Raw genomic sequence first — 20,029 nt, 5'->3', positions numbered from 1 at the left:
GTTAACCCTTCAGGCCTTCTTTTTTAGTTCGCTTCAATCAACTGCGCTACATCGCTGCTGTTAATTTCCCGCGCATTTCCATCCTGATCGGTATAGCTGGTCATTCCCGTATCTTTATCCAGTTTTGGCTTGCCCTGGGTGGTAATGGTTTGTCCGCTTTTGGTCGTCATGACGTAATCGGTGGTGCATCCTGCCAGGGTAAACAGCATTACGCCTGCACACAGACAGATAAATGGCTTTTTCATGGTATTCCCGTGTTATTCAGTTAGCCGTTGAGGGCGTAGTGTAAGTCCCTGAAGTGGGTCGGGCTACTGGCGGGGTGTAACGAGGCGTATCGTGGGGTTTAGAGAAATGACAGGAGGGGTTTCCCCCTCCGGATTTTTTACAGCGCAATACGAATAACATCGTCCGGCTGGGTAGCTTCCTGCTCGCGGGTAGATTTCTGTTTCACGCTGACGTACAGGGTTTTACCGTCGGCGGAGAGCGCCAGGCTATTCGGGAACGTTGGGGTCTCGAATGTTTTGACGACTTTATAGCTTTTCGCGTCGATCACACTCACTTTACCGGCCTGGCGATGAGTCACGTAGGCTTCATTACGCGTTGGGTTGAACAGCACAGCAAGAGATTCCGGCGCGGCGACTTTTGCCAGTACGTTGCCATTACGGGTGTCGATGACCAGCACTTCCGCCGCTTTAGAGTCGGTGACAAATGCGCGGTTGCCCGCTGTGTCCAGGCTCAGGTTGATAAAGAAATGCTCTTTCCCATCATCCAGCAGTTTTTTGCGGCTGAGAATTTTGTTAGTGGCGGTGTCAATGGTAATGAATTCACCGTCGGCATTGGCGGTGTACAGGCGTTTAGCCTTGCTGTCGACAGCCAGAGCGGTGCTCATTTTGCCGGTATTCTGGATGGTGTCCTTCAGCTTGATCGTCTCACCGTCCACCACCCAAATCACGCTCTCTTTACCAATACCGCTAATGTATACCGTGTTGGTGGCATCATCGGCGACCAGCTCACGCGGCTGCAGCGGGCGAACGTCTTCAGAACGTTTACGCGCATCCAGCACCAGGCGTCCTTTCACCGCACCGGTTTTGGCATCCATCGCCGTAACCGCGCTGTTTACCGTGTTGCCGAACCACAGCGTTTGCGTGGCATTGTTGATGGTGGCACCAAATGGTTTGAGATCGTTATGAATCACCTGGGTCACTTCGAGGGTGACCGGGTCAAGACGATAAACCACCCCGCCGGTATCCAGTTTGCGGCTTTGTGAGGTCGCCAGCCACAGCGCGTTCTCTTGCTGGCTGTACGCCATTTCATAGGCGCCTTTGCCGACGGCTTTGCGCAGCAGTTCTTCTGCAGCCTGCGTAGTAAAAGATGATGCAACGAGCAGTGAACCTAACAGTAAAGAACCACGCAGACGCGGCGAAAACAGATGACGTAAAGACATGACGACTCCCTTTGATAAATTCGTTTGTTACTGCTTCACATAGCTTCAATGAGCAAAATCATGGTTTTGCCTTTTTAAGAATGAGAATAGTAATCATTATTTATCTCAATGTGGAGTGTTTATTCGCTTTCGGGTAGTAACCTTCTTATTTTCTCCATGAATACCAGATAACGACATTGGCATTTTACCAGGCCTACATTTTGTACGAAGCAGGCCTGGTTACAGGCATTCACCGTCTTCCACCTTTACGCATCAATCCTCAGCAAGACGAATAACTACCTTGCCGAAGTTTTTGCCGGTCAGCAGACCGATAAAGGTTTGTGGCGCATTTTCCAGACCTTCGGTCACCTGCTCGCGGTAGTGGATTTTGCCCTCTTTAACCCAGCGCCCCATCTCCCGCTGAAACTCATGAATACGGTGTCCATAATCCTGACCAATGATAAAACCCTGCATGCGGATACGCTTTTTCAGCATCGTTGCCATTAACAGCGGTAATCTGTCAGGTCCGGCCGGAAGCGACGTGGCGTTATAACCGCTGACCAGGCCACAAAGCGGGATGCGCGCTGAGGTATTGAGCAATGGCAGAACGGCATCAAATACTTTTCCACCGACGTTTTCGTAATAAATATCAATACCCTGCGGGCAGGCTTTTGCCAGTTGTTGTGCAAAATCTTGTGTGTGGTGATCGAGACAGACATCAAAGCCCAATACCTCGGTGGCATGTCGGCATTTCTCTGCCCCACCCGCCACACCGATCACCCGACAACCTTTAAGCTTACCGATCTGCCCGACCGTTGCGCCAACCGGCCCGGTTGCGGCGGCTACCACCAGCGTTTCTCCCGCTTTCGGCTGACCGATATCCAGCAGGCCCATATAAGCGGTAAACCCCGGCATACCCATAACACCCAGCGCCCAGGAGGGATGTTCGGGATGATCGCCAAGCTTCACCAGCCCGTTACCGTCGGAGATGTCATAGTCCTGCCAACCGCTGTAGCTCAATACCCATTCGCCTGGCTGGTAGTCCGGATGGTGGGATGACACCACGCGACTTATGGTCCCCCCCACCATAACACCACCAATCTCTACTGGTGGTGAGTAAGATGGCTCATCGCTCATACGGCCACGCATGTAGGGATCGAGGGAAAGATAAACGGTGCGCAGCAAAATCTGGCCTTCACCTGGCGTTGCCACCTCATCTTCTTCAAGACGGAAGTTCTCCGGGACTGGCGCGCCATGCGGGCGTGAAGCCAGTACCCAGCGACGGTTACGATTAGTCTGTTGACCCATGATGTGCTCCTCTGCTTTTGGCATGAATCCATCAATAGTAGCAGTCTGTGCCTGCTATTTAGCTGACGACGTGGTTTAACCGCACAACCAGGTAAACGCAGGGTTGCGCGGTTTCATTGATAAACCGACAGTCATTCGGCGGGCCAAGTTCCAGGCAATCACCTGCCTGCATTTCATGGCGTACGTCCCCTTCGACAAAGACTAATTCACCCTGCTGTAACCAGATAAGTTGTCTGGCCTGCACATAGGAAGAGGCTGGCATCGGGATATCACTACCGGCGGGTAATTCGATCTGTACCAGATCGATAGGCAGATCGCTGCGCGGTGAAACATGGCGGCGCAGATAGTGACTTTGCGGGTCGTGCCAGACGGGCTGATCGACGAAGCGCAGCAGCTTGCCCTCCTGCATTTCAGCCCGCGCAATCAGGGTAGACATGCTGATGCCAAACGCACCGGAAAGCCTACCCAGCAGCGTAGCCGTTGGACTACTCTCGCCGCGTTCTATTTTATGGATCATCGCCCGCGACACACCCGCGCGCTCGGCAAGTTCCGTGAGTGACCAACCGCGAGATTCCCGCTCGATGCGAATTCTTGCACTGATCCGTTGATTTATGCTGTCTTCAATAGTATTCATATTGTAATACTATAGTGAACAACCCCTGAGGTTCAACATGTCAATTCGATTTGCCAGCAAGGAAGACTGCGCCGCCATTGCAGAAATCTACAACCATGCGGTACTGCATACGGCGGCTATCTGGAACGATCAAACGGTCGATGCCGAAAACCGTATTTCCTGGTATGAAGCCCGACAATTGATGGGGTATCCGGTGCTGGTGAGTGAAGAGAATGGCGTGGTTACGGGATACGCCTCCTTTGGCGACTGGCGTAACTTTGATGGCTTCCGTCATACCGTTGAACATTCGGTGTATGTTCATCCTGAACATCAGGGAAAAGGGCTAGGACGGGCACTGCTCAGCAGACTGATAGACGAAGCCCGCGCATGCGGCAAGCATGTGATGGTGGCAGGTATTGAATCTCAGAATCAGGCATCACTGCATCTGCACGGCTTGCTGGGTTTTAAAACCACCGCGCAAATGCCGCAGGTTGGCACCAAATTTGGGCGGTGGCTGGATCTGACCTTCATGCAGTTACAGTTAGACGATCGCCGCGATCCGGATGCCCGTAGATGAACCAGACGCTGACCCTCTCCTTTCTGATTGCCGCGGGTATTGGTCTGGTGGTGCAAAATACCTTGATGGTACGCATCACCCAGACGTCCTCGACGATCCTCATCGCCATGTTGCTTAACTCGCTGGTCGGGATCGTGCTGTTTGTCAGCATACTGTGGTTTAAGCAAGGAGCTGCGGGATTTGGAGAACTGGTATCCAGCGTGCGCTGGTGGACGCTCATCCCCGGATTGCTGGGATCGTTCTTTGTTTTTGCCAGCATCAATGGGTACCAAAATGTGGGGGCCGCTACCACTATCGCGGTGCTGGTGGCTAGCCAGTTAATCGGCGGGCTGATGCTGGATATTCTACGTAGTCACGGCGTGCCGCTGCGGGCGCTGGTAGGTCCGGTCTGTGGCGCGGTGCTGTTGGTCATCGGGGCGTGGCTGGTGGCGAGACGTTCGTTTTAATTGCCTGATGGCGCTTCGCTTATCAGACCTACAGAGCGTGTCTGCAGGCCGGATAAGGGAAATATCAGAGGATTGTGCCGCCTTTGGTCAACTGTTCGCGACGGGCTTCCATATCCTCTTTATGTTGACGACCATGATGTGCGATAGCCGTACGCAAACGCTGTTGCTGGGTATAGCAGTCTTCCCGGCTCAACGCGACATCATCGCTGAGCTCAATCAGCAATTCATTCATATGCGTAATGACGCTCTCTTCAATGGCGGCATCAACACGTGCGCTGACCTCATCCAGATGCGACATAACCTCTCCTTAACTCATTAATTTAATTTTGCTTTTGAAAAATCACTGCCCATCAGACTGACGCTGTATCCGCTGACGTTGCTGCGCGTAGCGTAGAACGTTTTACCGTTTGCCAGGGCTATCCACGGAGCCTGCTGGTAGAAAATCTCTTGCGATTGTTGGTAAAGCGCGGCGCGCTCTTCCGGTTTACTCACCAACTTCGCCTTTTGAACCAGCGAATTATACTCTTTATCGCACCAGCGCGCGGCGTTAGATCCGGTTTTTATGCTGTCGCAGCCCAGCAGCACATCGGCGAAGTTATCCGGATCGCCGTTGTCTGACATCCAGCCAAACAACGCGGTGTCATGCTCACCTTTACGCATTCCGGAGAGATATTCCCCCCACTCGTACGACACAATTTTCGCCTTCACGCCAACCTTTGCCCAGTCGCTCTGGATCATCTCGGCAATCCGTCGGGAGTTCGGGTTGTAAGGGCGCTGAACCGGCATTGACCACAGCGTCGCTTCAAAGCCGTTTTCCAGCCCCGCCTGCTTCAGCAGATCTTTCGCCTTTTGCGGGTCGTAAGTGTAATCCTGCAGATCTTTATTGAAGCCCATCATATTCGGCGGAATCGGCGATTTTGCCACCGTACCGGAACCTAAAAAGACGGCGTTAATAATGGCCTTTTTATCGGTCGCGTAGTTTAGCGCCTGACGCACCAGTACGTTATCAAACGGTTTTTTCTCGGTATTAAACGCCAGATATCCGACGTTCAGCGCTTCAACCGAATGCAGCGTCAAATCTTTATTCTTTTTAATCTCGTCAAACTGTACGGGGGCTGGCGCCGGGATTATCTGGCACTCATTGGTTTGCAGTTTTGCCAGCCGCGTCTGGACGTTTGGCGTGATGGAGAAGATCAGGTGCTTCGTTGGAACGGCGCCATCCCAGTAGTTAGGGTTGGCAAGATAGCGGATTTGCGAGTCCTGCTTGTACTGCTGCAACACGTAAGGCCCGGTGCCAATCGGCCAGTTATCGACGTTTTCCGGGGTGCCTTTTTTCAGCATCGCGTCGGCATATTCCGCAGAAAGGATGGAGGCAAAATCCATACCCCAGTCGGCAAGAAACGCGGCGTTAGGTTCATTGAGGACAAACTGAACGTGAAAATCATCAACCTTCTTCACTTCTTTAATCAGTTTATCCAGACCGACATCGTTAAAGTATTCGTAGCTTCCCTGAGAAACCTTGTGATACGGATGATCGGCATCTTTCTGCCGTAATACCGAGAAAATCACGTCATCAGCGTTGAAGTCGCGGGTCGGTTTAAAGAATTTATTACTGTTGAATTTCACGCCCTGACGCAGGGTAAACGTGTAAGTCTTACCGTCCGGGGAAATCGTCCAGTCCGTTGCCAGAGACGGTATCGGGGTATTCTTTACCGGATCAAAGTTGATGAGTCGGTTGTAGAGCACTTGTGAACTGGCCACAAATGAGGGACCGGAACTGGCAATTTGCGGGTTAAATGACTCCGGCGATGCTTCAGAGCAATAGATGATGGTGTCAGTATTGGCCGCGAACGCAGCGCCTGACGGTAAGACGGTGCTGAGAGCCAGCGCGAGTAACGTTTTCCTTGCAATCATGGTTATAAGCCTTCTTATTTTATTATTAACCGAGATATCAGAGCATAGCTGACAAAAACTGACCAATAACAAATCACTATCAGGTTATTCTAATCCGGTGTATTTCGCTGAATAATTCATCACCCTAAGCGAATTAATTTCCCTTAAGTCTTTTTCAAAACGTCAAGATTTTTCCCGGCACTCTATGCCATGAAAATTAGCCCCTTTTTGCCTCTCTTTCGCCGTTTGCTCGCTTTTATAAAACGTAAAGTAGATACGTGAAGAAGTCTAAGGGGTAACAACGTGGCAAAAACTCTCTTGCGCAGCGGCAATTTGGATGACTATCAGGCCGTGGGCGGCGGTGGTCAGGCCGTGTTTGATTCAGCATTGCAAATTCGTGAAACGCTTCGTCTGCGTAAACAGCAGGCGATGGTGGATTGTCTGGCGATCCCACAAATTAACGACAGCGGCGATCGGGTTGACTGGTATTCCCCGATAGAAGGGAAAGCCGTGGCGTGGAAAGCCGCTGATGAAGAGGCACGTTTTCGTGCGCTGCGCTATCTGGGAAGCACGCTGGAAAATGCGGCGACCCTGAGCCGTAAAAGTCTGCAATCGGGGAAAACCTCGCTACAGCTATTTGGCTCGCTGCTCGAAAAAGCCGTCCAGTTTCCCGGTGAAAACCACGTATTTCTGGTTGATGGCAAACCCGTTATTACGTTCTGGGGCTTCGTCAATTTGAATGAAAATCCCCGCGACGATGTCCTCGACTGCCTGCGCATTGCCGATGTTCCTCCTGTGGTTACCGTAGCAGAGCCGGAACAGGAAGCAGAAATCGCACCGGAAATTACCTTTGCCGAGGCCGATGTCCCCTTACTGACGCCGGTCGTTGATCTGCCAAAACCGACTGAACCTGAACCTCAACCCCCGGTCATTGTTAACGAACCTGAAGTTACTGCGCCCCCGTTACAGGAGAAGCCCATACGCCGCCTGCCGCTGTGGAGCCTGCCCGTTGCCGCAGTGATTATTGCAGCCATCGTTGGGCCGCTGCTGTGGAAGCAACAGACCGCCCAGCCCGGACCCGCAGTCGCCGCTGTTGAAGTCGCTAAGGTTGATATGGCACCGCTGCCAGCACTGATATCTGCACTGCCCCTGCATCGTGCTGAAGTGACTCCCGCTGTGAAGAAAGAGAAACCTGCCGAAGGACCGGTGGTGATTGCCGCAATTCCAAAAGATGCACTGGTGATGGATGCCAACCAGATGAAGGCAGGAACGACACGTTTTCTCAACGGTAACTGGCGCGTCATGGTCGATGTTAAAGATCCGGTGAGCGGCAAAGCGCCGTCCCTGCGCTATCAGATCCAGGCCAATAAAGGCACTGCACGCGTGGTTCATGGTGACAATATTGTTTGTCGTGCCGAGATTTTCTCCGGTTTGCACCAGTCGGGTGAATTAATGATTAAGAGTCGCGGCAATGCCCGTTGTACCGACGGGTCACGTTATCCGATGCCTGAAATTACCTGTAAAGCGGGAACCAACGACGTCGCCGCCTGTACCGCGCGTTATGACGATCACGCGGAAATCCCTCTGACGATCAAAAAGATAGGTGCCTGATTTTATGTTGGTGAATCTGTGTGATTACAAACAGAGCGTGACGCTCATCGCCAATAGCGGTGTACAATTTCTGGATTTCGGCCTCACGCCGCAGGAATCTGCGCACCATGGACGCTTTGTGCGCAAAACGGCAAACGGTCCGCTACTGCGACTGGACTTCGATCTGACGTCAGGACGCTATACCCTACCGGGCAGCACCGGCGCACAACCCGAAGTGGTGAAGCCGGAAAGTACCCAGACGTTACATTATTCGCTGGACGTGCTCGACGGCGTCTGGCTGCCGCTGCCGTTTCTGCGCTTTAACCCGCCGCGTACGTTTGTTGAAGGTCCGGATAACTGGGCACGCGTGCAGGTGCGAAAGCTGGCGCAGCCGGACAGCGCGGGCAACACCCACCGTGTTACCGTAGCGCTGGACAGCCAGCTTACTGAAAATGCCCCAGCGGCGTTAACCCCCAACGAAAATGATCTGCTTAACGGTACACGGTTTGCGCTGGCCTGGCATGACAACGAAATTGCTGATTTCCTTGACCAGACCTGGATTGACGGCTGGTTGCGCGAATCTTTTATGCACCATGTCACCCAACATGAGAACCGCTCAGAACAAGAGATCCAGCAGGCGCTGCGTAACTTTGAATACCAGGCGCACTGGCTGAATGTGCTGACCCTGTTAGGTGAGCAGCTTTCTGTCCCGGAAGTGAAACTGGTTACGCACACCCTTAGCACACCCGCCATTCCCGTCGATCTTATTTTGGATATCGGTAATACCCATACCTGTGGTGTCCTGATTGAAGATCACGGGGATGCCAATGACGGGCTGCGTCAGACCGCTGAATTGCAGGTCCGTTCGTTAAGCGAGCCGCAGTTCCTCAACGATCCGCTATTCACCAGTCGGCTGGAGTTTTCCGAAGCGCGCTTTGGTAAGCAGCATTTTTCCGTTGAGAGTGGGCGTGATGACGCCTTTATCTGGCCGTCGATTGTGCGTGTGGGTGATGAAGCCCGTAAGCTGGCGATGCAGCGTATGGGCACCGAGGGCAACAGTGGGATCTCAAGCCCGCGCCGCTATCTGTGGGATGAAACGCCGGTGTTACATGACTGGCGCTTTAGCCAGATGAATGGCAAACCCCAGCGCGAACCGCTGGCTACCGCCTTCCCGCTGATGAACCTGATGAACGATGACGGGCAACCGCTGTTCAGCCTGCCGCAGGACGATCGTCTGCCAGTGTTCTCACCACAATACAGCCGCAGCACGCTGATGACGCATATGTTGTGCGAAATACTGGCCCAGGCGCTGGGGCAAATTAACAGCGTAGCGACGCGTTTGCGCCTCGGATTCCCGGCGTCTCCGCGTCAGTTGCGGACGCTGATCCTGACCCTACCGTCGGCGATGCCCAAACAGGAGCGCGAGATTTTCCGCCTGCGCATGTTTGAAGCTATTGCCCTGGTCTGGAAAGCGATGGGCTGGCACCCGCAGGATGAAGACTTCACCACCCGTAAGCAGCAGGAAAAAAGTGTGGTTCCCGTACCTGAAATTCAGATGGAATGGGATGAAGCCAGCTGCGGGCAACTGGTGTGGCTGTATAACGAGGCTATCTCACACTACGATGGCCACACCGAATCGTTCTTTAACTCCCTTGCCCGCCCGGACCGTTTGCCGGAGCCTGGTGAGACTAAAGGCCGTGCGCTGCGCGTAGCATCGATCGACATTGGCGGCGGGACAACGGATATGGCCGTCGTTCATTACCAGCTTGATGACGGCGTTGGCGCGAATGTCAAAATTACCCCGCATCTGCTGTTCCGTGAAGGTTTTAAAGTTGCGGGCGATGACATGCTGCTGGACGTGATTCAGCGCTGCGTGTTGCCTGCGCTGCAAACCCGCTTACAACAGGCTGGCGTGACCGACGCCGCCGCATTGCTGGCCACGCTGTTTGGCGATTCCGGGCGCATCGATACTCAGGCAATTCTGCGTCAACAAACGGCGTTACAGCTCTTTATGCCGCTCGGTCATGCGGTCCTCTCTGCCTGGGAACAAAGCGATATTAACGACCCGGTCGCCGGGCTACATGCCACCTTTGGGGAACTCCTGAGTCAACAACCCACGCGCAACGTGATGAACTACATCCAACAAGCTATCGACCATGCGTTACCAGCAGGGTCGCCTGCGTTTGATGTTCTGAGCGTGCCGTTACAGGTACAGTTCAGGCAGTTACAAGAAGCACTATTGGCGGGGCAATTTACCCTGACTTCCCCGCTGCACGCGGTTTGTGAGGCTATTTCACATTATCGCTGCGATATCTTATTAGTGACCGGCAGGCCCGCCTGTTTACCGGGTGTACAGGCGTTGATCCGCCATCTGCAACCTGTCCCGGTTAACCGTATGATCTGGATGGATAACTACCGCGTGCATGAGTGGTATCCGTTCAGCCAACAGGGGCGAATTGGTAACCCTAAATCCACCGCTGCTGTAGGCGCTATGCTGTGCAGCCTGGCGCTGGATTTGCGTTTGCCACGCTTTAACTTTAAAGCTGCCGATATCGGCGCTTACTCGACCGTACGCTTTCTCGGTGTGCTGGATAATACGGTCAATACCCTGCGTGATGAGAACATCTGGTATCACGATATTGATCTGGATAAACCTGGGGCGAAGCTGGATGCCCGGTTGCATTTCCCGTTACGTGGCAACGTGACGTTAGGATTCCGGCAACTGGCAAACAGCCGCTGGCCTGCCACGCCGCTGTATACGCTCAGCATAAACTCTGCCGAACTGGCAAAAACTATCGCCGGAGATGGCGTGTTGAATGTTCGGCTGCAGCTACGCGGCGGCAGCAAAGAAAGTGGCCCGGAATTCTTCATCCTGAGTGATGCCTGGTTACAGGATGGCACCCCCGTTGCCGCCAATGCCTTAACGTTAAAACTGAATACGCTGGCAGACCGTCGCCATAGCGGAAGCCATTACTGGATTGATAGCGGGAGCGTGTACCTGAAATGAGTAAGATGTTAAATACCGCGCAGGCCGCCATCGAGTGGGTGGTAGATACCCGTCAACGTGCAGCGCGTCTTGATGATGAAGCGGATGCCCTGCTGGCACAGCTTACGCTAGCCGCAGTGAGTGAATCTGCGCTGAAGACGACCTTTTCATCGCAAGGATGTATAGGGTTATATGGACACTCACAATCGGCAAAAGCACATCTGCTGGCGGCATTGTGCTGCAATGCCACTGGCAAAGTGAATATTGTTACCCCGGATCGCAGCTTTGATTATTTCTCGCATATTAATCCGGGCCACGCACCAACCAATATGGCGATCCGCTTTACGCGCGATGAAAATCCGCATGATAGCGAATGGCCGTTGCGTCTGCGGTTACTCAGTGAAGCCGAACTGGTACAGCTATTTATCGCCCAGTTCAGCGCGCTCCCGGACAACCGACAGGTCGAGAAATCGATTATTGAGGCGCGCCTGGAAAAATGGCAAACGCTGCGTCAGCGTCACCCGGTGCCGGGCATTACCGCACATGATGTTGCTGCAATCGGTCGTTTCTGGCGCTCCTGCGTACCGGCAAACCAGCAGCAAATTGACGATGCACTATGGTATCAGTTTGCCACGTTGCTGCCCGCACTGGACCTGACTACCCGGGCAAACGCCTGGGCGTTACTGTGGGGAGAACAACCAGAGCTGACGCAGCAGTGGTTGGCGCTGGCCCACTCGTTGCAACAAACCGGACACGCGCAAGAATTAGCGGCCCCGCTGAGCCTGCTGGTTGATCATTTTGGTTTACCTGCCGAAAGTTTCCTGACCCAGGTGGCATTGACCGGCAATAATGAGACGCAAAGCGATGTGGTGGTTCATCCGATTGAAAATCATCAGTTGCTCAATGCGGTCAGCCTTTCTTTGTCGTCACTGGCGCTACTCACGCGCGAGCTGGTCCTGACGGTTGAAGACGCGGTGCTGGAGAATGTCGATCTGCTCGATATTCCCCTCGCCCCGGATGCTCATCCTCATCCACTGTGGCAGGCAAAATTAGGCTGGATGCTGGAACATTATCGCCAGCACCTGCAACCGGATGTGCTCTTAATCTGCAACGCGGTCTCTACACGGGCCCAGACGCCCGCCATCACCCGCAAGCTGTTGGGCTGGGTCAACGATACCCAACCTGTTCATGATGCCGCATTACCGGGCGTGGTTTGGGCCATTACCCCGCAGGATGCGCGTTTTAGTACCCAGCAAAACCTTGATGAATCCGTGCAGCAATTGATGGGCAAGCCCGGGCTGCATTGGGGTACGTTGCAGGCGCTGGATAAACATAGCTTACAACGTCTTGTCGAATGGCTGACTCAGGCAACCTCACCGCAGCAGCGCCAGGCCAGGTTGACTTCTCTATGCGAGCAGCATCAACAGCGCATCCGCGAAACTCTGATAAGCTGGATTAATCCCGCTCAAGCTGAATCGGATAGCCACGAGTCGGTGATCCGCCAGTTACAGGCGCAAGCGGCAAAACATGGCGAACTGCTGGATGGTTTGCTCCCGCCGATGCGCATTTTTGAGTCGCTGCTGCGTATTCAGCAACCGCGCGAGGAGCAGGTAAGCGGTTTATTTAATGAAGAGATTGACCTGTTTGCCGAGGTGCGTGACACACTGCACTCGCCGGAAAGCCAGGAGACCGGATATCAGGCACACAAAATGTGGATTAACCACATGCGCCAGTGGTGTCGCGATGAAAATAATGCCCGTCGTTTACGACTCGATCCCCGTACGTTAAGGCAGGTTGCCGACATTCTCGTCACCACCAGCTATCGCCTGGAGATGCCACAACGCTTACAGCGCATTATGCAGCGAGAAAACGTCTGTGCCGCGCAGCTACACGCCGATATTGGTGATTTTATTACCTGGCTTGGATTTGCCGACGTTGCTGAGGAACAGCGCCCTGCCAGCAGGATCCAAAAAGGATCGGCTATTTTTAGCGCGCCGAAGCAATCGCCGATGCTACGGCTGACGAAGCTGGATGAACAACCCTCGCATGGTGCAAGCCGTTACGTTTACGACTGGCTGGTTGCCTTGTACACCCGCGCGAATGAGAATGTGGGATATCAGCATCCACAGGATGTCACTGAAACCGACAAAAAACGATTAGATGCCCTGCTTTTCTCCTGAAACGGCGTATATGCCGTCATCAGAAAAGAGAAAACATCAGCGCAACGGGAAAACTCATCGGCCAGGTCGCCCCGACTAATACCGCGCTAAGAAAGCGGATCCGCTTTTTATCGCGGGAAAGAAACCAGGTGATGATTGCCGTGATGACGGCCATCACCGCATAAAAAACTAACATTTTTTGGTATAGGGACATTTAAGGCATCCTGGCCGGAAGGGAAAATCGCGCGCAATATGCTCTTTTTCATGACTCACATCAAGTTTTATTAATTAATTTAAGAAAAACGGCTGTAAAACAACCCATTTTCATTATGTTCAGAATTCGTACTATTGCGGATAGTTATAAGCCGTACTATACCCATAAGGGTTAAAACGAAAGGTGGCAAAAATGAATGTTTCCAGTAAAACTGTGGTGCTGATAAATATATTTGCTGCTGTAGGACTTTTCAGTCTGATATCCGCAAGGTTCGGCTGGTTTGCTTGATGTAACTCTTCTTGATTAATTGCAGCGTCCGCTGGCAGAGAGGATCTTCTCTCTGCCATCAGTAAACGATCTTCCCACTCTGCTATCACTGGGTAAATTATCCTTAATATGTAATACCCCTAATCCTTCTGCGGCATTATATTGCCCGAATAGCGGCCAGGTGTTGTGCCGGTATGTTGATGGAAGAAAGCAATAAAAGCACTGTCGCTGACAAACTCCAGATATTGCGCGACCTGGCTGATATGGCATCCATCAGCCAACATTTCCATGGCTTTTAACAACCTAAATTGCTGCCGCCAGTCCTGATAATTCATCCCGGTATCCCTGATAAATATTCGACTGATCGTCCTCTCGCATGCCCCAACCTGTCGGGACAATTGATTCAGTCGTGGTGGCAATTCACCCATGCGTAATCCCTTGAGCCACACGTTAAGCCGCGGATCTGAGGGATACTGCAATGTCCAGTTTTCACTGCGGGCGGCACGCATTTCCTCACAAAAAACGGTAATAAGGCTGGACTGCTGAGCGGCAGGCATTTCCCATGACCAGAATGCCATACGTTCTATCACTTCAAAAAAAAGCGGATTAACTTCGACTATCTGCAGCGGTAACTCAGATAACGGCAATGTGGTTGAAAAATACAAAGAGCGATAAGCCATCACACCACGCATTATGGCGCGATGTACCGTGCCTGCCGGGATCCAAACCGCACGACGTGGCGGTAGCAGACACAGGGCCTGCTCCAGTTCAATCGTAATACTTCCCGCAGCCGAAAAAAGTAGCTGATGACGAAGATGACTGTGCCGCCCGGAATCATGTACGCCCATATCGGCAGCAATACCGATTACCGGTTTATCAAAGCTATCCGCATCAAAAGCATCATCGGGGGCAATTTTCATTATCTGTCTGATATTTGATATTTAAAGTCCTGATAATGGTAATACGACATATTCCTTTCAGCAATAATGCCCGCCTGTTTTCTGTCTGTCTGGATATTGCTATGAACACACTTCGTCGCCCACCGCTGTGGCTTCTTACACTACTGATTATGTTTCCACAACTGGTGGAAACCATTTACAGCCCGGCATTGCCGGGTATCGCTATCTCTTTTCACGTAAGCAGTGAGCGCGCGGCTCAAACGCTCTCCGTTTATTTTGTTGCTTTCGCCGTCGGCGTAGCGATGTGGGGGTGGCTAAGCGACTGCATCGGACGACGTTGGGCGATGCTGGCAGGACTTATCTGCTATGGAACAGGTTGCGCAGCAGCTGTTGTTGCCACCGACTTCAGCGTTTTGCTGATGGCGCGGATGATCTCCGCCATCGGTGCGGCTGCCGGGTCGGTCGTGGTACAGACCATGCTAAGGGACTGTTATGAATCAACTGCGCTATCCCGCATATTTTCTGTAATGGGTGCTGCGCTGGCATTGAGTCCAGTTTTTGGCCTGCTAAGCGGAGGTTGGTTAGTAAGTCTGTATGGCCATACCGGTGTCTTTGTTGCCCTTGTGCTGTTGGCGCTGCTACTGCTAATACTGACAGCGACCATGCTGCCAGAAACCCGGCCCGAACATACGCTCAGCCCGAAGCTTGCCGGATTGTTCTCCCGCATGATGCGGGACAATGAGTTGCGGAAAAACGCCTTGCTGGTTGCCCTACTGAACACCATGCTGTTTAGCTATTACAGCCTGGCGCCGTTTCTTTTTGGGCAATTAGGATGGAGCTCCAGAGCCTTTGGCTGGACGGGATTACTACTTGCGTTTGCTTCTCTGTCAGGTAGCCTGCTGAACCGAAGACTGTTAACGACTGGTCTGACGCCGGAGCGACTGGTACGTTATGCCTGTGTGCTGGCAGCGTTGTCAGGTCTCGTCGCGTGGTGTTTACAGCACTCCGCGTGGATCCTGATTCCGGTGTTCGGCGTGGTGATTGCCTATGGTATCGCCATTCCCAATGTGCTGAGTCAGGCGCTGCGTCACTACCGTGAACAGGCCGGTGCCGCCGGTGCTTTGTTCGGATTAAGCTATTACCTGTTACTTGGGATGATGCTGGGTTTAGCAGGCATGGTGCAGCAACTGGGGCTGGTTCTGAGCGTCTGTGCCCTACTCGCCTGGCTTTGCAGTCTGGGCCGTAGATAAACCCGATGGCGATCCTGAAAGCACAAAGCCCCGGCTATATGCTGGGGCTTTGTTGTATCAATTAGCCTGACCTCGCGGATATTTCCAACTTACCGCCGTCCGATGGCGACGAGGCCAGTGGCGCGAATAGTATAGACACACGTATGCCAATATTTAGCTATCCGTGCCCCATTCGCCGATCGCGCTTAAGATATTACTCATGCTTGATCATAACATGGCGAATAACCGTGTAATCCTCCAGCCCATAAACCGACATATCCTTTCCATAGCCGGACTGTTTTTGCCCACCGTGCGGCATCTCGCTAACCAGCGTGAAATGGGTATTGACCCAAGTGCAACCATATTGCAGGCGAGCGCTAAAGCGATGCGCTCGCCCAACATCCCGGGTCCAGACGGAGGATGCCAGGCCGTATTTCGAATCGTTGGCCCATGCCAGCACCTGATCTTCATCATCAAATACGGTCACGCTGACCACCGGACCGAAAACTTCCCGCTGTACGATGGCATCGTCCTGCTTCGCCCCAGCAAGCAGCGTCGGGGCAAAATAGTAGCCTGAACCATCCACTTTTTTACCGCCGGTGATGACCTTAATATGGCCCAACGCTTTAGCCTCATCGACCGCTTTAGTCACGCGATCGAGATGTGCCTGCGAGCTCACCGGTCCCAGCTCGGTCGATTCATCATTCGGCGGACCGATTTTCAGGCTGGCAACGGCGGCGCCAAGTTTTTCGACCAGTGCATCATAAATGCCTTTCTGGGCATAAATTCGGCAAGCGGCGGTACAGTCTTGCCCGGCGTTGTAATAACCAAAGGTCCGCACGCCGCTCACCACTGCATCCAGATCGGCATCATCAAAAATGATCACCGGAGCTTTTCCGCCCAGTTCCATATGCGTACGCTTAATTGACGGCGCGGTGTGCTGAATAATGTGTTCGCCGGTTGCAATGGAGCCGGTCAGCGAAACCATGCGCACTTTTTCATGGCCGGTCAGCGGATCGCCCACCGTTTTACCGCGACCAAACAGCACGTTAATCACGCCAGCCGGATAAATGTCTTTGGCGAATTCGGCCAATTTAAGCGCCGTCAGCGGGGTAATCTCTGACGGTTTAATCACCACGCAGTTTCCCGCCGCCAACGCTGGAGCCAGCTTCCACGCCGCCATCATCAGCGGATAGTTCCACGGCGCAATAGAGGCCACCACGCCCAGTGGATCACGGCGAATCATCGAGGTATGCCCTTCCAGATATTCACCGGCCGCCTGTCCTTGCAGGGTACGCGCCGCACCGGCGAAGAAGCGGAAAACATCGACAATAGCGGGAATTTCATCGTTGAGAACACAGTGCAGCGGTTTACCGCAGTTAAGTGATTCCAGCTCAGCGAAGGTTTGCGCGTTATCAGCAATAGCATCCGCCAGTTTCAGCAGCAGTTCAGAGCGGACTTTCGGCGTGGTTTGCCCCCAGCTGGCAAACGCGGCGTCTGCTGCACGTACAGCGGCATCAACCTGCATGGCTGACGCCTCAGCAATCTCCAGAATGAGTTCACCAGTGGCAGGGTTATAGACTGGCTGCTTTTCACCTTCACCGTTGACCAGCTCGCCATTAATCAGTAATTGATGTTGCATAGCAATTTCCCATATCGTCGTTTATTTACCGTTTCCGGCGAGAGTGTCGCCTTCACGCGTTAGCCACCAGGCCCCTAAAATTGGCAGTGTTGTCACCAGCATTACCAGCAATGCCACAACGTTGGTGACCGGCACATCCCGTGGACGGCCCAATTGATTGAGCAGCCACAGAGGAAGTGTTCTTTCATGTCCGGCGGTGAACGTTGTCACGATGATTTCATCAAACGACAAGGCAAACGCCAGCATCCCCCCCGCCAGAAGTGCCGATGCCAGATTTGGCAGCACGACATAACGAAAGGTTTGCCAGCCATTGGCGCCAAGATCCATAGACGCTTCGACCAGACTCCATGAGGTACGGCGAAAACGCGCCACAACGTTGTTAAACACCACCACCACGCAAAACGTCGCATGGCCCACCACGATCGTGAGAAAACCCGGTTCCAGGTTGATGGTTTTAAACGCCGTCAACAGCGCAAGGCCGGTAATAATGCCCGGCAGCGCGATCGGCAACAGTAGCAACAGCGATATTGCACTTTTGCCAAAAAAGTCCCTACGCCACAGCGCGGCCGCGGCCAGCGTCCCCAGAACAAGGGCAATAGCTGTGGACAACGCAGCGATCTTAAGTGACAACGTCACAGACTCCAGGATATCGCTACGCTGCGCAGCAACGCTAAACCACTTCAGCGTTAATCCCTGGGGTGGAAAACTAAAAGCAGCCTCCTCAGTATTAAAAGCATAGGTGGCGATGATGAGGATGGGAAAGTGCAGGAAAATAACCCCGCCCCATGCCGCCAGTTTGAGTAGCCAGGGTGCGCGTTCAGAGTGCATCGAAAGCTCCCAGACGCTTCACGAACGCCAGATACAGTGCGATTAACACAATCGGCACCAGAGTAAATGCCGCCGCCATCGGCATATTGCCGATCGCCCCTTGTTGTGAATACACCATGTTGCCGATGAAATAGCCCGGCGGTCCCACCAGTTGTGGCACAATAAAGTCGCCCAACGTCAGAGAGAAGGTAAAGATCGAACCAGCTGCAATGCCCGGTATCGCCAATGGAAGCACCACATAGCGGAAGGTTTGACGCGGACGCGCGCCCAAATCAGCAGAAGCCTGTAACAGCGACGGCGGAAGTCTCTCCAGCGCGGCCTGTACCGGCAGGATCATAAACGGCAGCCAGATATAGACGAACACCAGGAAACGCCCTAACCCTGAAGTCGACAGCGTATTGCCGCCTACCGCAGGTAATGTCAGGAACGAAAGCAGCAACGGCTCCAGCCCAAGGTGGGTTAAAAACCACTGCGCCACGCCGTCTTTAGCCAACAGCAGCGTCCACGCATAGGCTTTAACGATGTAGCTGGCCCACATTGGCAACATTACGGCAATGTAAAAAAAAGCCTTCATTTTGCCGCTGGTATAGCGAGCCATATACCACGCCATCGGAAACGCCAGAATCGCGCTGGCGATGGTGACCGCTACCGCCATCGTCAGAGTGCGCAAAATAATGTCGTAGTTAGCGGGATTAAACAGCGCCTGCAAATTCGCCAGCGTCAGGTCTGGTGTGACCGACATGGTGAAATCGTCGAAGGTATAAAAACCTTGCCACAACAACGTCAGTAATGAGCCAAAGTAGACGATGCCAAACCACATCAGCGGTCCGAGGAGCAGCAAAAACAGCCCCAGCCCCGGATTACGCCAGAAGTAACCTGAGATCCGATTCAGGTTGGTCGACTGTGGAGGCGAATGTAAGACGTTCATAGCCATTCACCTCTCCTCAACCAGCGGTACCATCACGTCGCGTGACCAGGATGCCATCACCTGCTGACCTGGCGACAACGTTGACGGTAGCATTTCGCCCGTCAGGTTCGCCTGGCTAACTAGCAACTTTTCACCACCGGCCAGTTTTAGCTCAAACCGCGTCGCCGCGCCCTGGTACTGCACCGCCTGGATAACACCCCTGGCCTGAACTTCTCCTCCGGTATCATTCAAGCGAATGTGTTCCGGACGCAGGGAGAACATCCCCTGTAGCCCGCAAACGTTCGCTGACATCGTGGCATCAAAGACATTGGACGTTCCGACGAAACTTGCCACAAACGGTGTCCGCGGACGCATGTACAGTTCGCGCGGAGAATCCACCTGTTCGATGCGACCGTTATTAAACACCGCCACACGATCGGACATCGACAGGGCTTCCCCCTGATCGTGAGTGACGAAAATGAAGGTGATACCAAGGGATTGCTGTAATTTCTTCAGCTCCAGCTGCATCTGCTCACGCAGTTTGAGATCCAATGCCCCGAGCGGTTCATCCAACAGCAGGACGCGCGGCTCATTGACCAGCGCCCGGGCAATCGCCACGCGCTGCCGCTGACCACCGGAAAGTTGCGACGGTTTGCGTTCATAAACAAAACCGAGCGCAACTTTATCCAACGCCTCTCGCGCTTTGGCGTGGCGCTGTTTTTTATCGATGCCTTTGACCATCAGCCCGTAAGCGACGTTGTCGAGAATCGACATGTGCGGGAATAACGCGTAATCCTGAAATACCGTATTTACATCCCGCTCCCAGGGCGGCAATTCGCTGGCCTGTTTACCAAAAATAGTGATTGCGCCGCCTGACAGTTGTTCAAACCCAGCAATCAGGCGCAGACAGGTGGTCTTGCCGGAGCCGGATGGCCCCAGCATAGAGAAAAACTCACCGTCGTTAATCGCAATACTTACCCCATCAACTGCTCGAACATCCCCATACAAACGCGAGACGTTATGAAACTCCACTGCGTACGTCATAAAA

General features: G+C 53.3%; 19 protein-coding genes. 7 read left to right on the top strand and 12 right to left on the bottom strand.

Features of this window, described 5'->3' with window-relative positions; genetic code table 11:
- Positions 1 to 23: 23 nt before the first annotated feature.
- The 4 genes from OGY06_RS03260 to OGY06_RS03245 all read right to left on the bottom strand — a co-directional run bounded on the left by OGY06_RS03260 (position 24) and on the right by OGY06_RS03245 (position 3,365).
- Entirely contained in the window at positions 24 to 245 is a 222-nt protein-coding gene (locus OGY06_RS03260; RefSeq protein WP_003833091.1) for a YgdI/YgdR family lipoprotein, read from the bottom strand.
- Between the two features lie 137 nt (positions 246 to 382).
- Positions 383 to 1,444 (bottom strand): 7-bladed beta-propeller protein YncE, encoded by a 1,062-nt coding sequence (gene yncE / locus OGY06_RS03255; protein WP_003833093.1) that lies wholly within the window; start codon positions 1,442 to 1,444, stop codon positions 383 to 385.
- 252 nt (positions 1,445 to 1,696) lie between these two features.
- A complete protein-coding gene (gene curA / locus OGY06_RS03250; RefSeq protein WP_286604682.1) occupies positions 1,697 to 2,731 on the bottom strand; it encodes an NADPH-dependent curcumin/dihydrocurcumin reductase in 1,035 nt (344 codons plus the stop codon).
- A gap of 58 nt (positions 2,732 to 2,789) precedes the next feature.
- Positions 2,790 to 3,365: a helix-turn-helix domain-containing protein gene (locus OGY06_RS03245; RefSeq protein ID WP_003833097.1), complete on the bottom strand. Its 576-nt coding sequence runs from the start codon at positions 3,363 to 3,365 to the stop codon at positions 2,790 to 2,792.
- A gap of 37 nt (positions 3,366 to 3,402) precedes the next feature.
- Between OGY06_RS03245 and OGY06_RS03240 the strand changes: the two genes are divergently transcribed.
- Both OGY06_RS03240 and OGY06_RS03235 read left to right on the top strand, forming a co-directional pair.
- On the top strand, positions 3,403 to 3,921 hold the full coding sequence (locus tag OGY06_RS03240) for a GNAT family N-acetyltransferase (RefSeq protein ID WP_003833100.1): 519 nt from the start codon (positions 3,403 to 3,405) through the stop codon (positions 3,919 to 3,921).
- Positions 3,918 to 4,367 carry a DMT family transporter gene (locus OGY06_RS03235; RefSeq protein ID WP_149335308.1) on the top strand — a complete coding sequence of 150 codons (450 nt, stop codon included), beginning with the start codon at positions 3,918 to 3,920 and terminating at the stop codon, positions 4,365 to 4,367. The genes OGY06_RS03240 and OGY06_RS03235 overlap by 4 nt, the downstream gene beginning before the upstream one ends.
- Before the next feature lie 64 nt (positions 4,368 to 4,431).
- Here the strand turns inward: OGY06_RS03235 and OGY06_RS03230 are convergent, their stop codons facing one another.
- Together OGY06_RS03230 and OGY06_RS03225 are read right to left on the bottom strand one after the other, a co-directional pair.
- Complete coding sequence (locus OGY06_RS03230; protein ID WP_286604680.1) at positions 4,432 to 4,665, bottom strand: YdcY family protein; 234 nt, start codon at positions 4,663 to 4,665, stop codon at positions 4,432 to 4,434.
- A gap of 17 nt (positions 4,666 to 4,682) precedes the next feature.
- Positions 4,683 to 6,281, bottom strand: coding sequence for an ABC transporter substrate-binding protein (locus tag OGY06_RS03225; RefSeq protein ID WP_286604678.1), 1,599 nt, complete (start codon positions 6,279 to 6,281; stop codon positions 4,683 to 4,685).
- A gap of 282 nt (positions 6,282 to 6,563) precedes the next feature.
- Between OGY06_RS03225 and OGY06_RS03220 the strand changes: the two genes are divergently transcribed.
- From OGY06_RS03220 to OGY06_RS03210, 3 genes are read left to right on the top strand one after another with little or no spacing between them, the layout of a single operon-like run.
- The gene (locus OGY06_RS03220) at positions 6,564 to 7,871 is read left to right on the top strand and encodes an SrfA family protein (protein WP_286604675.1); all 1,308 of its coding nucleotides are present in this window, start codon (positions 6,564 to 6,566) and stop codon (positions 7,869 to 7,871) included.
- A 4-nt stretch (positions 7,872 to 7,875) separates the two neighbouring features.
- Positions 7,876 to 10,857: a virulence factor SrfB gene (locus OGY06_RS03215; RefSeq protein WP_240389332.1), complete on the top strand. Its 2,982-nt coding sequence runs from the start codon at positions 7,876 to 7,878 to the stop codon at positions 10,855 to 10,857.
- A complete protein-coding gene (locus OGY06_RS03210; protein ID WP_286604673.1) occupies positions 10,854 to 13,016 on the top strand; it encodes a virulence factor SrfC family protein in 2,163 nt (720 codons plus the stop codon). The genes OGY06_RS03215 and OGY06_RS03210 overlap by 4 nt, the downstream gene beginning before the upstream one ends.
- Positions 13,017 to 13,035: 19 nt before the next feature.
- Here the strand turns inward: OGY06_RS03210 and OGY06_RS03205 are convergent, their stop codons facing one another.
- The gene (locus OGY06_RS03205) at positions 13,036 to 13,209 is read right to left on the bottom strand and encodes a GhoT/OrtT family toxin (RefSeq protein ID WP_003020198.1); all 174 of its coding nucleotides are present in this window, start codon (positions 13,207 to 13,209) and stop codon (positions 13,036 to 13,038) included.
- A gap of 192 nt (positions 13,210 to 13,401) precedes the next feature.
- Here OGY06_RS03205 and yncL point away from each other — a divergent pair, with 192 nt between their 5' ends.
- Positions 13,402 to 13,497 (top strand): stress response membrane protein YncL, encoded by a 96-nt coding sequence (yncL, locus tag OGY06_RS03200; protein ID WP_071524268.1) that lies wholly within the window; start codon positions 13,402 to 13,404, stop codon positions 13,495 to 13,497.
- 119 nt (positions 13,498 to 13,616) lie between these two features.
- On the opposite strand, the gene OGY06_RS03195 is transcribed toward yncL, so the two are convergent.
- Positions 13,617 to 14,396, bottom strand: coding sequence for an AraC family transcriptional regulator (locus tag OGY06_RS03195; RefSeq protein WP_286604671.1), 780 nt, complete (start codon positions 14,394 to 14,396; stop codon positions 13,617 to 13,619).
- Between the two features lie 101 nt (positions 14,397 to 14,497).
- Here OGY06_RS03195 and OGY06_RS03190 point away from each other — a divergent pair, with 101 nt between their 5' ends.
- Positions 14,498 to 15,625 (top strand): multidrug effflux MFS transporter, encoded by a 1,128-nt coding sequence (locus tag OGY06_RS03190; protein ID WP_191222569.1) that lies wholly within the window; start codon positions 14,498 to 14,500, stop codon positions 15,623 to 15,625.
- A gap of 193 nt (positions 15,626 to 15,818) precedes the next feature.
- Here the strand turns inward: OGY06_RS03190 and patD are convergent, their stop codons facing one another.
- The 4 genes from patD to OGY06_RS03170 are packed head-to-tail and all read right to left on the bottom strand — an operon-like array spanning position 15,819 to position 20,025.
- A complete protein-coding gene (gene patD / locus OGY06_RS03185) occupies positions 15,819 to 17,246 on the bottom strand; it encodes an aminobutyraldehyde dehydrogenase (protein ID WP_191222568.1) in 1,428 nt (475 codons plus the stop codon).
- 21 nt (positions 17,247 to 17,267) lie between these two features.
- Positions 17,268 to 18,074 (bottom strand): ABC transporter permease, encoded by an 807-nt coding sequence (locus tag OGY06_RS03180; RefSeq protein WP_003020204.1) that lies wholly within the window; start codon positions 18,072 to 18,074, stop codon positions 17,268 to 17,270.
- Positions 18,064 to 19,008 carry an ABC transporter permease gene (locus OGY06_RS03175; RefSeq protein WP_003833133.1) on the bottom strand — a complete coding sequence of 315 codons (945 nt, stop codon included), beginning with the start codon at positions 19,006 to 19,008 and terminating at the stop codon, positions 18,064 to 18,066. The genes OGY06_RS03180 and OGY06_RS03175 overlap by 11 nt, the downstream gene beginning before the upstream one ends.
- Entirely contained in the window at positions 19,009 to 20,025 is a 1,017-nt protein-coding gene (locus OGY06_RS03170; RefSeq protein ID WP_063940776.1) for an ABC transporter ATP-binding protein, read from the bottom strand.
- Positions 20,026 to 20,029 lie beyond the last annotated feature (4 nt).

This window comes from Citrobacter sp. Cpo147 (genome assembly GCF_030332405.1).
GTDB lineage: Bacteria > Pseudomonadota > Gammaproteobacteria > Enterobacterales > Enterobacteriaceae > Citrobacter > Citrobacter portucalensis.
The sequence above is the reverse complement of the archived record's forward strand: the minus strand, read 5'-3'. Positions and strand labels throughout refer to the sequence as shown.